Here is a 14,941-nt window from a genome sequence, read left to right on the forward strand (position 1 = left end):
GGACCGGCTGCCCGAGGGGGTCACCGTGGAGGAGCACCTGACCTCGGGACGCAACGCCTTCGCCTGGAAGTGGCGCATCCCGTACTTCTACTGCCACTTCACCGAGCGGCTGCAGATGTCCGGTTACCTGCGGCTCATGGAAGAGGTGGTGGACCTCTTCCTCGCCGACCGGGGGGTGTCCGTCAAGCGGCTGCTGGACGAGCAGCGGCTCATCCCCGCCGTGCCGCACTCGCGCATCACGATGCTCGACGAAGCCCTGATGGAGGAGGAGCTCTACATCGTCCTCACCGTCGAAGAGGTGTTCAAGCGCCTGACGTACACCAGCCGGATGGACTGCTACGTCGTGCGGGACGGCGTCCTGGTGCGCACCGCGACGGGACGGATCACCCACGGGTACGCGCGGCTGACCGGCAGATCCGAATGGAACCTGGTCGACCTCGACGACCGGCTCCACGACGCCCTGACCAGCCGCCCGTCATGACCGACATCCTGGTCACCGGGGTGGGCGCGGTGACCTGCCAAGGGTACGGAGCCGCCGCGCTGCACGCCGCCATGACCGCCGGGGCGCCGCCGGTGCCCGAGCGGCTGACCGACCTGCCGGTCGTCATGCGCCATCCGCTGATCCACCGGGTTCCGGGCGTGCCGCGCGGCGCGGCGGAGCTGGCGGTCTCGGCCGTGCGGGAGGCGCTCGGCGACGCGGGCCTGGAGCAGGTGCCCGACCTGCGCGTCGGCGTGGTCCTCGGCTCCTGCCTGGGCGACGTGGGCCCTGACGGAAGCCCGTCCTTCCAGGTGGCCTCGGCCGTGGGGCGGTCGCTGGGCGCGTTCGGCACCAACATCAGCGTCAGCAACGCCTGCGCGGCGGGCGGTTTCGCGGTGTGCCTGGCCGCCGACCTGATCCGGGCGGGCGAGGTCGACGTGGCGATCACGGGTGGCGCCGACGCCTATTCGAGAGTCGGCTGGGCGTCCTTCGACCGGCTCGGGGCGGTGGATCCCGTGCGCTGCCGGCCGTTCGACCGGGCCCGCCAGGGGACCATCCTCGCCGAGGGCACCGGGATCCTGGTGCTCGAAAGCGCCGAGCACGCCCACCGGCGCGGCGCGAGCGCGTACGCGAGGCTGACGGGGAGCGGGTGGAGCTGCGACGCGCACCATCTCACGGCGCCGGAGCCGAGCGGCGAGCAGATCATCCGCGGCATGCGGGAGGCGCTGGGCGGCGGCGAGCCCGGCTGTGTCATCCCGCACGGCACCGGCACGGTGCTCAACGACCTGGTCGAGAGCCAGGCCCTGCGGACCGTGCTCGGGCCGGGAGCCGGCCGCGTTCCCCTCTACAGCGCCAAGGCCCTGCTCGGGCACACCGGCGGAGCCTCGGCCGCGCTCGGCGCGGTGATGGCCTGTCTCATCCTGCGCGCCGGCGCCGTGCCGGCCAACGTCCCCATCGACGAGCAGGACCCGCGTTGCGAGATCTTCCTGCCCGTGGACGCGCCGGTCCCGCTGCCGGTCCCGCGCGTCCTGGTCAACGCCTACGCCTTCGGCGGCGCCAACGCCTCCTTCGTCCTGGAGGCCGCATGATCGCGGTCACCGGCGTGGGCGAGGTCGGCGCGCCGCTCGACGTCACGCGCGAGCTGGGCGAGCGAGGCTACAAGTACCTCCTGCCCGCCTCGCGGCACCTGCTGGCGGCCACCCGGCGCGCGGTGGCCGGAGGCGGACGGCTGGACCGGGTGCCGGCCGACCGCAGGGGAGTGGCGGTGGGCTCCAGCACCGCCGTCCGCGAGTACTTCACCCAGGCCATGACGGCCACCCGCCAGGAGGACCTCAGCCCGGCCAGGGCCCCCTACTTCGCGATCAACGCGCTGACCACCCGCGTGAGCAGCGAGCACCAGCTCAAGGCGTTCAGCCTGACCTGCACGTCACCGGGCGTCGCCGGATTCGAGGCGATCGAGCTGGGCGCGCGGGCGCTGGCGACCGGCCGGGCCGATGTGATGGTCGTGGCCGCCATGGAGGAGACCGGCGCGGTGGCGATGATCATCGAGCCAGGCGGCACGCATCAGCCCCGGCTGCTGGCGCGCACCGCCTTCGCGCCGCCGGACCTCGTCACCTCCGACCGGGGGCGCCGGCGGCTGCTCGCGGACGCGGCGGACATCGTCCAGCACGCCCGGCCGCGCCAGGTCCACGCGGTCGTCGACGACTCGCCCGTGGCCGAGGCGGTCGTGCGGGCCGTCACCACCGCGGGCGACGGCGTCGCGCCGGTGGTCACGGCACCCGGGGCCGGAGGGTGCCTGAGTCCCATGACGCTGCTTTCCCACCTCCTGCGCACCGCGCGGGAGAACACCTTAGTGATCACCGCGACGGCCGAGGGCCACTACGCCTTCGGCGCCTTCCTCCCGGGGGTACCACCATGTTGATCTCACTCGACAAGACCTGGGGCCTGGTCCTGGGCGCATCAAGCGGGATCGGCCGCGCGTGCGCCCTGGCCATGGCCGAGCAGGGGATGAACGTGGTGGGCGTGCACTTCGACACCGCGGCCGCGGCTGAGTCCGTGGCGGAGCTGACCGAGGAGATCACCGCCTGCGGCGTCCAGGCGCACTTCCACAACCTCAACGCCGCCCGCAAGACGACCAGGGACCAGCTCGTGGGCACGATCGCCGAGCTGACGGGCGGGGCGGGGCTGAAGATCCTGCTGCACTCGCTCGCCTTCGGAACCCTGGTCAGGTACCTGCCGGAGAAGGCCGGCGCCCCGATGCTCACCCAGCGCCAGCTGGAGATGACCACGGACGTCATGGCCCACAGCCTCGTGTACTGGGTGCAGGACCTGTGCGCGGCCGACCTGCTGCCGCCGGGGGCCAAGGTCTTCGCGATGACCAGCGCCGGAGCCGTGCAGCATCTGCCCAGTTACGGCGCAGTCTCGGCGGCGAAGGTGGCGCTGGAGGCGCACGTGCGCCAGCTCGCCTGCGAGCTCGCGCCACGCGGCGTCGCGGTGAACGCGCTGCGCGCGGGCGTCACCCTCACACCGGCGCTGCGGCGCATTCCGGAGCACCGCGAGTTCAGCCGGGACAGTGCGCGCAACAACCCGCACCACCGGCTCACCACACCTCAGGACGTGGCCGAGGCCATGGTCCTGTTGTCCGCGACCAGCTCCTCGTGGATCACCGGCAACACGATCGGAGTCGACGGCGGCGAACTGCTGGCCGCGGGCGGCTCCTGGGCATCTCAGGAAGGGATTGGGCAAGATGGATGAGCTGGTCATCTCTGGCTGCTCCGTGATCTCCCCGTTCGGGCTGGGCGTCGAAGCCTTCGCCGCGGGACTCGCCTCGGGCACCCGGCCGATGTCCGCCACCTCCGGCGGGCCGTACGCCGGAGCCTGCCTCATTCCGGACTTCGACGCCCGCACCGTGCTGGGCGCCAAGGGGACCCGGACGATGGACCGGGCCACCGCCATCGCCGTGGCGAGCGTGGGAATGCTGCTGGACACCCCCGTGACGGAGCATCCGCACGAGGTGGGCCTGGTCCTCGGGACGAGCTCCGGGAGCATCCAGAGCATCATGGACTTCACCCGGGAGTCGCTGGTCGGGGACAAGCCCTACCACGTCGACCCCGCCCGCTTCCCCAACACGGTGATGAACCGGGCGGCCGGTCAGAGCGCGATCTGGCACGGGCTGAAGGGCCCCAACGCCACGGTCGCCGGCGGGGCGGCCACCGGCCTCCTCGCTCTCAACTACGCCACCCGGCTGCTGCGCCGCGGCCGGTGCAAGGCCGTCCTGTGCGGTGCCGTGGAGGAGTACTCCGAACAGCGGGGCTGGCTCGCCTGGCATGCCGGCCGGCGGGAGGTGCCGCCGGGCGAGGGTTCCGCGATCTTCCTGCTGGAGTCCAGGGAGGACGCGGCCGCGGCGTCGCGCGAGCCGCTGGCGGCCGTGCTCGGCTCCCGTTTCATGGTCCACGAGCGCGCGGTCGAGGTCCCCGGGGTGCTGACCGCGTGCGTGCGCGGGCTCCTGAAGGATCTCGGCCTGCGCGCCGAGGACATCGGCGCGGTCCTCTCCTCGGGCGCCGAGGGGGAGGACGCCGCTCTCGACGCCATCGTCGGCCCGCACGCGCCGCGGCGGAACTGCCGCGAGGCACTCGGCGACACGGCTTCGGCCGCGTCGGCGTTCCAGCTCGCCGCGGCTGTCACGGGCGGACCGTCCGGAGCCGTGACCCTGGTGACCTCGGTCGACCGCGACGGGGTCGTCGGGTGCACGGCCCTGCAGCTGGAGCGAGCGGCATGACGGTGCTGGAACAGATCGACGCGCTGCCCGCCGACACCTGGCGACGCTGCGACGGCTGTGCCGTCCTCCTGCATCGCGAGGCGCTGGTCAGGCATGAGCACACCTGCCCGAACTGCGGCCGGCACTTCCCGGTGCGCGCGTTCGAGCGCATCGGCATGCTGACCGACCCGGGGAGTTTCGGCGAACGCCACGGCCGGCTGGCTCCGCTCGACCCCCTCGGCTTCGAGGACCGGCTGACCTACCGCGAACGCCTGGCCCGCGCCAGGGAGCGGACCGGGCTCAACGACGCGGTGGTCACCGGCCTGGCCACGCTCAACGGGCGGCCGATGGCGCTGGCCGTCATGGAGTTCGCCTTCTTCGGCGGCAGCATGGGCTCCGTCGTCGGGGAGAAGGTGGCCAGGATCGCCGGGGACGCCCTGCGCGAACGGCTTCCGCTCGTGGTGGTCTCCGCCTCGGGCGGCGCGCGCATGCAGGAAGGCGTGCTGTCGCTCCTGCAGATGGCCAAGACCGCGGAGGCGGTGCGCGCCCTCAGGCAGGCCGGTGTGCCCTTCGTCAGCGTGCTGGCCGACCCGGTCTACGGCGGGGTGGCCGCCTCCTTCGCCAGCCTGGGCGACGTGATCATCGCCGAGGAGGGCGCCAGGGCGGGTTTCGCCGGCCCCCGGGTGATCGAGCAGACGATCAGGCAGGCGCTGCCGCCGGGGTTCCAGACCGCCGAGTTCCTCCTCGGCCATGGCCACGTCGACCGTGTCGAGCGGCGCCAGGAACTGCGCGGCCTGCTGGACCGGCTCCTCGGGCTCCTGTCAGGGGAGCGCGTCGCCGGTGAACTCCGCGAGCCGTCCGGCGCCCGGCCGTCCGGGGACCTGGACGCCTGGGAGACGGTGAAGCTGGCACGCGATCCGGGGCGGCCGAACGCGCGGCGCCGGGTGGAGGAGCTGTTCACCGAATTCACCGAGCTTCACGGCGACCGCCAGGGCAGCGACGATCCGGCCGTGCTCGGTGGCCTGGCCAGGCTGGCGGGTCATCCCGTCATGATCATCGCTCATCACAAGGGCGCCGACACCGCCGAGAACGTCGCACGCAACTTCGGGATGCCGCATCCCGGCGGCTATCGCAAGGCCATGCGCCTGTTCCGCCTCGCGGAGCGCCATCGGCTGCCCGTGGTGACGCTGGTCGACACGCCGGGCGCGTACCCGGGGCTGGCCGCGGAGGAGGGGAACCAGAGCGGCGCCATCGCCGAGTGCCTGCTGCTCGCCTCGGGGCTGCGCACTCCCGTGCTGTCGGTGATCACCGGCGAGGGCGGCAGCGGCGGGGCGCTGGCCCTGGCCGTCGGCGACCGCCTCCTCATGGAGGAGCACGCCGTCTTCTCCGTCATCAGCCCCGAGGGCGCGGCGTCCATCCTGTACGGCACGGCCGCCCGGGCTCCCGAGACGGCCAGGGCGCTGAAGCTGCGGGGCGCCGACCTGCGGTCGATGGGCCTGGTCGATGACGTGGTGCCGGATCAGGACCTCGGCCCCACCCTGGCGCGGCACCTGCGCGAGCTGCTCGCCGTGCCGATCGACGACCTGGTGGCCAGGCGCCGCGACCGATTGCGCTCCCACGGCGTGTGGAGCACGGAGGGAGAAGATCATGACTGATCTCCGCGCGACCGTCGAGGCCACGGGCCTGATCCTGGACCTGGTGCGTGGCAGCGACGTGCAACGCCTGGTGGTGCAGGGCGACGGCGTCACGATCGAGGTCGAACGCTCGGCCCTGCCCGCCGCCTCCGCCGCACGGCCCTCGGAGGCCGCGCCGGACGCCGCGGCCGAGACCACGGCGGGGGAGCCGGCCGAGGCGGTGACCGCCCCGCTGATGGGGGTCTTCTACCAGCGGCCGGCCCCGGACCAGCCGCCGTTCGTCACCGTCGGCCAGCACGTCGAGGCCGGGGAGCAGGTGGCGATCGTCGAGGCGATGAAGATGATGAACCCGGTCGTGGCGGAGCACGCCGGCGTCGTGGTGCGGATCAACGTCGCGGACGGCGAGGTCGTGGAGTTCGAGCAGCCGCTCATGGAGCTGGGGGCGGTGGGCTGAGGTGGAGCGTCTGCTGGTCGGCAACCGCGGCGAGATCGCGGTCCGCATCGTCCGCGCCTGCCACGACCTCGGCATCGGCAGTGTTGTCGCGTACTCGTCCGCCGATCGTGACAGCCTGGCCGTGGAACTCGCCGACCGTGCCGTACACATCGGCCCCCCGCCCGCGCGGCGCAGCTACAACGACATCCCTTCCCTGTTGTACGCCTGCGCGCTGGCCGAGGCTGACGCCGTTCATCCGGGATATGGCTTCCTGTCGGAAGAACCGCTGTTCGCGACAGCCTGCGCCGAGGTCGGCCTGACCTTCGTCGGGCCCTCCCCCAAGCACATCGCGCTCATGGGCAACAAGCTGGACGCCAGGGCCGCGATGCGGGCGTGCGGCGTGCCGGTGCTGCCCGGTTCCGACGGCGCGGTGGAGGGGATCGCCCAGGCCGCCGAGGCCGCTGACCGGATCGGCTATCCGCTGATCCTCAAGGCCGTGGCGGGCGGCGGCGGCCGGGGCATGTGCGTCGTCCGCGCGCCCGGCGAGCTCGCGCGGATGTGGGAGGACACCAGGGCGGTCGCCCGGACCCTGTTCCGCGACGACCGCATCTATCTCGAGCGGTACGTGCCCCGCGGCCGGCACATCGAGGTCCAGATTCTCGCCGACTCCTTCGGCAACGTCATCGATCTCGGCGAGCGCGACTGCACCGTCCAGCGCAGGCACCAGAAGCTGGCCGAGGAGACCCCGGCCCCCTCCCTTCCCGGCGATCTCCGGGAGCGGCTGCGTGAGGCCGCCGTCCTGGGCGCGACGTCGGTGGAATACGTCAGCGCGGGCACCATGGAGTTCCTGGTGTCCGACGACGGCGAGCCGTACTTCCTGGAGATGAACACCCGCCTCCAGGTGGAGCATCCGGTCACCGAGGAGCGCACCGGGATCGACCTGGTCGAGTGGATGATCAGGATCGCCCGAGGTGAGGCGCTCCCCTTCCGGCAGCGCGAGCCCGACCTGGACAGGCACGCCATCGAGGTGCGGATCAACGCCGAGGACGTGGCCCGGGACTGGGCGGGCAGCACCGGTCGCGTCGAGCGGCTGCGATTGCCCGGAGGCCCGGGGATCCGCGTCGACACCCACCTCTACGAGGGGTACGTGGTGCCGCCGTTCTACGACTCGCTGCTCGCGAAGATCATCGCGACCGGCCCCACGCGGGACGTCGCGCTGCGGCGGATGGCCCGCGCGCTGCGGGAGTTCCGCTGCGAGGGCGTGGTGACCAACGCCGACTTCCATCGAACCTTGCTGGCCGACCGGGACTTCCGGGCCGGGGACTACCGGCTGGACATCGTCGACAAGCTGTGCACGACCGAAAGGAGCACGACATGACCGCCTCCCCGGTGGACAAGGACGAACTGCGGACGGTGATCGCGACGACGCTCGACGTCGACGTGGCCGAAGTCACCGACGACGCGCACTTCGTCCACGATCTGGAAGTCGACTCGCTGATGGCGCTGGAGATCGCGGTGACTCTGGAGAAACGCTTCCAGGTCAAGATCGACGAGACCGAGATGGCCGGGATCACCTCCTTGAACAGCACGTACGACCTGCTGTGCGGCCTGCTGGCGGAAGGGGCCGGCCGGTGAGCGCCATTCTCGCGGTGAACACGCCGAGCGACGGCGGCGTCTACGTCGACCCGCGTGAGCCGGTCCTGGCCGGGCACTACCCGGGCTTTCCCGTCTTCCCCGGTGTGGGCGTGCTGGAGGTCGCCGACCAGGCCATCCGTGCGGCCTACGGCGCGGATCTGGTTCTCACCGAGATCGTCAGCGGGCGTTTCCTGCGGCCGGTCCTCCCCGAGGACACGCTCACCGTGCGGGTCGCCGAGCAGGGGGACGGATTCTCCGCGGTGGTGAGCACCGAACGCGGTGAGACCGCGCGGCTCCAGGTGCGCTACCGGACGACGACATGATCGGGATCGACGGGATCAAGAAGATCATCCCGCACCGCTTCCCGATCCTCCTGCTGGACCGGGTGCTCGACGTCTCGCCGGGCGAGAGTTTGGTCGCGGTGAAGGCCGTCACGGGCACGGAGCCCTGCTACGAGCGGATCGGCGACCAGGAGGGCCCCGGCGCCTACCACTACCCCTGGCCGCTGCTGCTGGAGTCCTGGGCGCAGGCCGCGGCGCTGCTGGCGTTGTGGGAGTCGCCCACCCCCGACGTGCTCACCGGTGACGTGGTGCTGGCGGGCGGCATGCGCAACGTGCGCTTCCACCATCCCGTGCTGCCGGGCCAGGTGATCGAGCACCGCGTACGCATGGTCCGCAAGGTCGGCGAGAACGCCATCATGGAGGGCGAGTCGCTGGTCGGGCCGGTCGTCGTGCAGGAGATGGGAACCATGATCGAGACGACTCGGCCGATCGGGGTGCTGGCATGACGGTCGCACTGGTCACCGGCGGTTCCCGGGGCATCGGGCGAGCCGTCGCCTGCGCCCTGGCGGGCGACGGGCAGGACATAGCTCTCTGCTACCAGTCCAACACCGACGCGGCCGAGGCGGTCGCCAAGGAGATCGAGGCGTGCGGCGTGCGCGCCATGATCCGCAAGGTCGACGTCACCGACCGGGCCCAGGTACGCGCCTTCGCCGGGGACGTGGAGGCCGAGCTCGGCCCGGTGCGCACCGTGGTCACCTCCGCCGGGATCACCCGGGACAAGCCGCTGGCGCTGCTGGCCGACGCCGACTGGGACCGGGTCCTCGACGTCAACCTGGGCGGCACCCACAACATCGTGCGGGCGGTCATCCTCGGCATGATGAAACGCGGCGGCGGGCGCGTCATCACCCTGTCGTCCGTCGCCGGGGTGGCGGGCAACGTCGGGCAGACCAACTATTCCGCGTCCAAGGCGGGGATCATCGGCTACACGAAGGCCCTGGCCAAGGAGGTCGGGCGCTACGGCATCACCGCGAACGTGGTCGCGCCGGGCTTCATCGAGACCGACATGACCGCCGACCTGCCGGAGAAGGCCACCGCGCAGCTCCGTGAGCGGATCTCGCTCGGGCGCTTCGGCGCGGCCGGCGAGGTCGCGGAGCTGGTCTCCTTCCTCGCCTCCGAACGCGCCGGCTACATCACCGGCCAGGTCGTGCGCGTCGACGGGGGGATGGCGCTGTGAAGTTCTACTTCAACCTCCGCAGTCCCTACTCCTGGCTGACCGTGCACGACCTGCTCGCCCGCCATCCCGGCCTGGCGCGCCGGCTGGAGTGGATCCCGTTCTGGGACCCGGAGGAGGCCACGCTGCGCGAGCTCGACGCGGCGGGCGGCCGGTTCGGCTACACGGCCATGTCCAAGGCCAAGCACCTGTACATCCTCCAGGACGTGCGGAGGCTGGCCAGGGCTCGGGGCCTGGAGCCGCGCTGGCCGCTGGACCGCGGCCCCCGATGGGAGGTGCCCCACCTCGCCTACCTGATCGCGGCCGATCACGGGGCCGGGCAGGAGTTCGCGGTGCGGGCCGGCGAACTGCGCTGGCAGCAGGGGGCCGACATCTGCGATCCGCAGGTCGTCGCCGAGCTCGGGCGTTCGCTCGGGCTCGACGAGGCCGGGCTGATCGCCGCGGCGGACGACCCCAAGCTGCGCGAACGGGGGATCGACGCGCTGCGGTCGGCCGATCGCGACGGCGTCTTCGGAGTGCCCTTCCTCGTCCACGGGCGGGAGAAGTTCTGGGGACTGGACCGGCTGGACAGCTTCGCCGAGTCGGCCGGCGAGCCGGTGGCGGGCGGATACCCGCCGGAAGATCACCCAGGTGGCTGTGGCTGAGGAGTAGGGGATGAGCTCCATGGACTTCATGAGCACGTTGAGCCGGCACGCCGGCGCATTCGCCGACAGGCCCGCCGTACTCTTCCACGACCGGCGGGGTGAAGAGAGGCGCACCTACGGCGAGCTCGACCTCGCCGCCCGCCGGATCGGCGGCTGGCTGGCCGAGCGGGTCGAACCCGGCGCGCGGGTGCTGCTGTGCTACCCCTCCGGCCTGGAGTTCGTCGAGGTCTTCCTCGGCTGCCTGGCCGCCGGTGCGGTAGCCGTTCCCGCGCCGTTCCCGGACGCCTCTCCGCTGCACCGCGAACGGGTCCTCGCGGTGGCCGCCGACGCGGAACCCGCCCTGGCGCTCACCTCCGGGCAGCTCGTCGAGGCCCTCTCGGCCGCGCTCGCGGACGGCCGGCCCGGCCTGGAGGCAAGCGCCGCGGGGTACGGCGAGCCGCTGCCGAGGTCCCACGTGACCGGGCCCGGCTCGCTGGCGTTCCTGCAGTACACCTCCGGCTCGACCAGCGACGCCAAGGGCGTCATGGTCAGCCACCGCAGCCTGGTCGACACCCTGCGCGTCGGCGCGGAACTGCTGGACGTGGGCGAGGGCGCGCGGTTCTGCAGCTGGCTGCCCCTGCATCACGACATGGGGCTGGTGGCCATGCTGCTGCTGCCGCTGCACCTGGGCGGGACCACCGCGCTGATGTCGCCGACCGATTTCCTGCGCCACCCGTGGCAGTGGCTCGATCTCATCACCCGGCACGGGGCGGAGGTCAGCGCGGCGCCGAACTTCGCCTACGACCTGTGCGCGCGCCGGGTCACCGACGAGCAACTGCGCGGCCTGGACCTGTCCTCCTGGCGGCATGTCTGCAACGGCGCCGAGCCCATCGACGCCGGGACGCTCACGCGTTTCGCCGACCGGTTCGCCGCCGCGGGGCTCAAGCCGGAATCGCTGACCGCCGGCTACGGCATGGCCGAGGCCACGCTGTTCATCTCCGGAACCGCTCCCGGGCATGCCCCGGTCGTCACCACCGTCGACCCCTGGGCGCTGGAACGGGACATGCTGGACCCCGCTCCGAGGGGCAAGGCCCTGGTGGGGTGCGGGCGCCCGCGAGCCCTCCAGGTGCGCATCGTGGATCCCGACACGGGCGCGGAGCTGCCGGAGGGGCGGGTCGGCGAGATCTGGGTGCGCGGCCCCGGTGTGGCAGCCGGATACTGGCGCAAGCCCGAGGAGACGCGGCGCACCTTCGGCGGCAGCACCGCCGCGGGCGAGAGCGGCTACCTGCGGACCGGAGACCTCGGCGCGCTGCTGGACGGCGAGCTCTACATCACCGGGCGGATCAAGGACCTGGTGATCGTCAACGGCCGCAACCTCTACCCGCACGACCTCGAGCGGGCGCTGGGCAAGGTGCACGCGGCGGTGGAGAACATGCCGTCGTGCGTCTTCTCCGTGGCCGTGCCGCGTGAGGAGATCGTGGTGGTCCAGGAGGTCAGGTCGCGGGCGCTCGCCTCGCCGGGAGAGCTGGTCGAGGAGATCAGATCGGCCCTGAGCCGCCGGTTCGGGGTGGGGGCCGCCAACGTGTGCCTGGTACGGCCGGGTGAGATCCGCAGGACGACCAGCGGCAAGATCCGGCGGCAGGTCACCAGGCAGCTCTTCGCCTCCGGCGGGCTCACCGTCCATCACGAGGCCCTGTCCCACGGGGTGATCGCCCATTACCGGAAGAGCCACGATGCGTGACCTGGAGCTTCCGCCGGAGCTGACGGTCGAGCACTGCCTGGAGCTGGACGCGCGTGAAGAGTTCCCCGACGCGCTCTGCGACTCCTTGACCGACCTCGGAGCGGAGCGGCTCTACCTGCCGGGGGTGCCCGCCGAACGGCTGCTGGCCATGATCAGGGATCTGGCCGGCCGCGACTTCACGGTGGCGCTCGCGCACTGCAAGACCTACCTGGGCTCGGTGGCCACCTGGGTCGGCGGAAGCCCGGCGCAGGTGGCGGGGCTGGCGGCCAAGGTGTCCGGCGGCGCGGTGGTCTCCCTGGCGCTCACCGAACGTGATCACGGCAGCGACGCGCTGGCGGGAGATGTCACGGCCACGCCCGTCCCCGGCGGCTACCGCGTCGACGGGGAGAAATGGCTGATCAACAATGCCACCCGGGCGGACGTGGTCTGCGTGCTGGCCAGGACCGGGAACAAGGGCGACGCGCGGGGATTCAGCCTGTTCCTGGTGGACAAGCACAGCCTGCCCGCCGGCACCTACCGATGCCTGCCGAAGGTGGCCACCCACGGGGTGCGGGGCGCCGACATCAGCGGCATCCGCTTCACCGGCGCGGTGGTCCCGGCCGACGCGATGATCGGAGAGCCGGGGAGGGGCCTGGAGATCCTGCTCAAGGGCCTGCAGATCACCCGTACCCTGTGCGGCGGCATGTCCCTGGGCATGGGGGAGCACGCCCTGAGGACCGTGCTGGAATTCGCCGAGAACCACCGGATGTACGGCAGGCGGCTGGCCGACCTTCCGCTCGCCACGCGCGCCCTGGCGGACTCGTACGTGGATCTGCTGGTCGCCGAGGCCGTCACCGTGGTCTCCACCCGGTCGATCCACTCGCTGACGGGCGAACAGAGCCTCATCTCCGCCATCGTCAAGTACTACGTGCCCACCCTGATCGACCGGACCATCCAGCGGCTCGCCAAGGTGCTGGGCGCCCGTGCCCTGCTGATGGACGGGCCCTTCCAGAAGATCTGGCGCGACCACGCGATCGTCGGCGTGTTCGACGGCAACACCTGGGTCAACCTCAGCACCCTGGTCAACCAGTTCCCGGCGTTGACGCGGGGCTACCGCGACGCGCGGGTGGACCAGGAGGGGCTGGCCGCGGCGACCGGACTGAAGCAGCCCCTGCCACCCCTCGATCCGGGACGGCTGAGCCTGGCCGCGCGCGACGGCTGCAGCCTGGTGCAGAGCCTGGCCGTGAGCCCCGACGCACCGGAGGAGCTGCGCGACCGGGCCGACCGGCTGCACCGCTCCATGGCCGAGTGGCGGCCTCGCGGGCGGGAGGTGCCGCCCGAGCTGTTCGGCCTGGCGAGGGACTACGCCCAGCTGTACGCGGCGGCGGCCTGCGTGCGCGTGTGGGCGGACAACGCCCTCGACGACGTCTGGCTGCGCGCGTGCCTGGCCAGGGTCTTCGGCCGCCCGGACGAGGCCACCGAACATCTGCTCGACCTGACGCGGCGCGGCCGCCCGTTTTCGTTCTTGCGAGGAGTCACCGACCATGACACTTGATCACATCCGCCTTTGGCTGCGCGAGCGGGTCGCCTTCTACGTGGAGAGGACGCCCGAGGAGATCGATCCCGACGCCAAGCTCGTCGAGGTGGGGCTGGACTCTGTCTTCGCCATGAGCCTGAGCGGCGACATCGAGGACGAGTTCGGGCTGGTCGTGGAGCCGACGGTGGCGTGGGACCACCCGACCGTCAACGCCCTGGCCGATCACCTCCACGCGGAAGTCGCCTGATGGAGTTGTCGATCGGCCAGCAGGCCCTGTGGTTCCTCTACCGCCTGGCACCGGAGAGCACGGCCTACCTGATCACCGTCGCGCTGCGGGTCTACGACGTGCTGGACCTCGATCGGCTGCGCGGGGCCACCGCGGCGGTCATGGCCCGGCATGAGCTGCTGCGGTCGGTCTTCGACGAGGTCGACGGCGTGCCCCGGCGCTCGCCGGCCGACCTGCCGCCGCCGCTCACGGTCGTCGACCTGGGCCCGGTGGACGAGGACGCCTTGCGTGCCGGGGCGGCGCGGGCCGCCGGGCAGCCGTTCGACCTCGGCGAGGGGGCGTTCAGGGTCACGCTGGTGCGCGGCGGCGCCGGTGACGCGGTGCTGCTGGTGACGGCGCACCACATCGTCAGCGACGCGATGTCGCAGTGGATGATCCTGCGCGACCTGCTGTGGGCCTACGAGCAGGACGAGCCCGGCTGGCCGGTGATCACGCGGACCTTCGACGACTACGTACGGCATGAGCGCGAGTCGCTGGAATCGCCGCGGCGCGGACGGCTGGAGCGCTACTGGCGTGGTGTCTGCGAGGGCGCCGAGCCCGCGGGCCTGCCGGCTGACCGGACCCGTTCAGCCGGGTCGTTCCGGGGGGCCGCGGTCACCCTGGTGTGGCCGGAGAGCACCGGGGCGCGCCTGATCGACCAGGCCCGGAAGCTGGGGGTGACGCCCTTCGCCGTCGTGGTCGCCGCGCTCCAGGCGGCGCTCCACCGGCGCGGCGCGAGCGGCGACTTCCTCATCGGCTGCCCCGTCAGCACCCGCTTCGCCGCCCGGACCCGCGACGTCGTCGGCTGCTTCGCCAACACGGTGCCGCTCCGGGCCAGGCTGACGCCGGGGATCACGCTGGGGGAGGCCGCCGTCGCCGCGCACCGCGAACTGGTGGCGGCGACGGCGCACGGAGAGTTTCCGTCGGCCCTCATCAGGGAGCTGTCACCCGGTCGCGGGCTGCCCTATCACCTGGCCGTCAATCTGCTGTCCATGGACGCGATGGACCCGCCGCTGCCGCTGGCGGCGGACGGCTCGATCGAGGGCCCGCCGACGACCTATCGCGGGATGCGGATCGCCGTTCTCGACCTCGCGCAGATGGAGGGCCAGTTCGACCTGATGGTGGATGTCCGCAGGGCCGGAACGCTGTTCACCGCCGTGGTCAAGTATGACGCCGACCTGTTCGACCAGCTCACGATCGAGCGCTTCACCAGCCGGCTTCGTCAGGTGGTGGAGTCGGGCCCTGACGCGCCGATCGGCCGGGTGCCCAGGGTGGACGAGAGTGAGGTGGCGCGATTACTCGCCTTCGGTGAAGCATGAGTCATGCTCATTGTTATTGGCTCACAAT

17 protein-coding genes are annotated in these 14,941 nt (G+C 72.1%); all 17 read left to right on the forward strand.

Annotation, left to right across the window (positions count from 1 at the left end):
• On the forward strand, positions 1–481 hold a 481-nt coding region (locus ADY59_RS51495), incomplete at its 5' end, for a thioesterase family protein (RefSeq protein ID WP_049563485.1).
• A complete protein-coding gene (locus tag ADY59_RS17770; protein ID WP_049563487.1) occupies positions 478–1,566 on the forward strand; it encodes a beta-ketoacyl-[acyl-carrier-protein] synthase family protein in 1,089 nt (362 codons plus the stop codon). The genes ADY59_RS51495 and ADY59_RS17770, both read left to right, overlap by 4 nt.
• Complete coding sequence (locus ADY59_RS17775; RefSeq protein WP_049563489.1) at positions 1,563–2,399, forward strand: beta-ketoacyl synthase N-terminal-like domain-containing protein; 837 nt, start codon at positions 1,563–1,565, stop codon at positions 2,397–2,399. The genes ADY59_RS17770 and ADY59_RS17775 overlap by 4 nt, the downstream gene beginning before the upstream one ends.
• On the forward strand, positions 2,393–3,232 hold the full coding sequence (locus tag ADY59_RS17780) for an enoyl-ACP reductase FabI (RefSeq protein ID WP_049563490.1): 840 nt from the start codon (positions 2,393–2,395) through the stop codon (positions 3,230–3,232). The genes ADY59_RS17775 and ADY59_RS17780 overlap by 7 nt, the downstream gene beginning before the upstream one ends.
• Entirely contained in the window at positions 3,225–4,256 is a 1,032-nt protein-coding gene (locus ADY59_RS17785; RefSeq protein ID WP_049563494.1) for a beta-ketoacyl synthase N-terminal-like domain-containing protein, read from the forward strand. Before ADY59_RS17780 ends, ADY59_RS17785 begins: the two co-directional genes overlap by 8 nt.
• Entirely contained in the window at positions 4,253–5,890 is a 1,638-nt protein-coding gene (gene accD / locus ADY59_RS17790; protein WP_049563502.1) for an acetyl-CoA carboxylase, carboxyltransferase subunit beta, read from the forward strand. The genes ADY59_RS17785 and accD overlap by 4 nt, the downstream gene beginning before the upstream one ends.
• Positions 5,883–6,323 (forward strand): acetyl-CoA carboxylase biotin carboxyl carrier protein, encoded by a 441-nt coding sequence (locus tag ADY59_RS17795; protein WP_053174855.1) that lies wholly within the window; start codon positions 5,883–5,885, stop codon positions 6,321–6,323. Before accD ends, ADY59_RS17795 begins: the two co-directional genes overlap by 8 nt.
• Position 6,324: 1 nt before the next feature.
• Positions 6,325–7,680: an acetyl-CoA carboxylase biotin carboxylase subunit gene (locus tag ADY59_RS17800; protein WP_049563503.1), complete on the forward strand. Its 1,356-nt coding sequence runs from the start codon at positions 6,325–6,327 to the stop codon at positions 7,678–7,680.
• A complete protein-coding gene (locus ADY59_RS17805) occupies positions 7,677–7,937 on the forward strand; it encodes an acyl carrier protein (RefSeq protein WP_049563504.1) in 261 nt (86 codons plus the stop codon). Before ADY59_RS17800 ends, ADY59_RS17805 begins: the two co-directional genes overlap by 4 nt.
• Positions 7,934–8,260: a hypothetical protein gene (locus tag ADY59_RS47565; RefSeq protein ID WP_053174858.1), complete on the forward strand. Its 327-nt coding sequence runs from the start codon at positions 7,934–7,936 to the stop codon at positions 8,258–8,260. The genes ADY59_RS17805 and ADY59_RS47565 overlap by 4 nt, the downstream gene beginning before the upstream one ends.
• Positions 8,257–8,724, forward strand: a complete 468-nt coding sequence (locus ADY59_RS17815) for a 3-hydroxyacyl-ACP dehydratase FabZ family protein (protein ID WP_049563506.1) — start codon at positions 8,257–8,259, stop codon at positions 8,722–8,724. Before ADY59_RS47565 ends, ADY59_RS17815 begins: the two co-directional genes overlap by 4 nt.
• Positions 8,721–9,452, forward strand: a complete 732-nt coding sequence (fabG, locus tag ADY59_RS17820; protein ID WP_049563508.1) for a 3-oxoacyl-ACP reductase FabG — start codon at positions 8,721–8,723, stop codon at positions 9,450–9,452. Before ADY59_RS17815 ends, fabG begins: the two co-directional genes overlap by 4 nt.
• Positions 9,449–10,093, forward strand: coding sequence for a 2-hydroxychromene-2-carboxylate isomerase (locus ADY59_RS17825; protein WP_049563510.1), 645 nt, complete (start codon positions 9,449–9,451; stop codon positions 10,091–10,093). The genes fabG and ADY59_RS17825 overlap by 4 nt, the downstream gene beginning before the upstream one ends.
• Before the next feature lie 10 nt (positions 10,094–10,103).
• The gene (locus ADY59_RS17830) at positions 10,104–11,813 is read left to right on the forward strand and encodes a fatty acyl-AMP ligase (protein WP_049563512.1); all 1,710 of its coding nucleotides are present in this window, start codon (positions 10,104–10,106) and stop codon (positions 11,811–11,813) included.
• Positions 11,806–13,347, forward strand: coding sequence for an acyl-CoA dehydrogenase (locus tag ADY59_RS17835; protein ID WP_053174861.1), 1,542 nt, complete (start codon positions 11,806–11,808; stop codon positions 13,345–13,347). Before ADY59_RS17830 ends, ADY59_RS17835 begins: the two co-directional genes overlap by 8 nt.
• A complete protein-coding gene (locus ADY59_RS17840; RefSeq protein WP_049563514.1) occupies positions 13,337–13,576 on the forward strand; it encodes an acyl carrier protein in 240 nt (79 codons plus the stop codon). The genes ADY59_RS17835 and ADY59_RS17840 overlap by 11 nt, the downstream gene beginning before the upstream one ends.
• Complete coding sequence (locus tag ADY59_RS17845; RefSeq protein ID WP_049563515.1) at positions 13,576–14,913, forward strand: condensation domain-containing protein; 1,338 nt, start codon at positions 13,576–13,578, stop codon at positions 14,911–14,913. The genes ADY59_RS17840 and ADY59_RS17845 overlap by 1 nt, the downstream gene beginning before the upstream one ends.
• Positions 14,914–14,941 lie beyond the last annotated feature (28 nt).

Origin of the sequence: Nonomuraea sp. SBT364 (genome assembly GCF_001083785.1) — a bacterium.
Lineage (GTDB): Bacteria > Actinomycetota > Actinomycetes > Streptosporangiales > Streptosporangiaceae > Nonomuraea.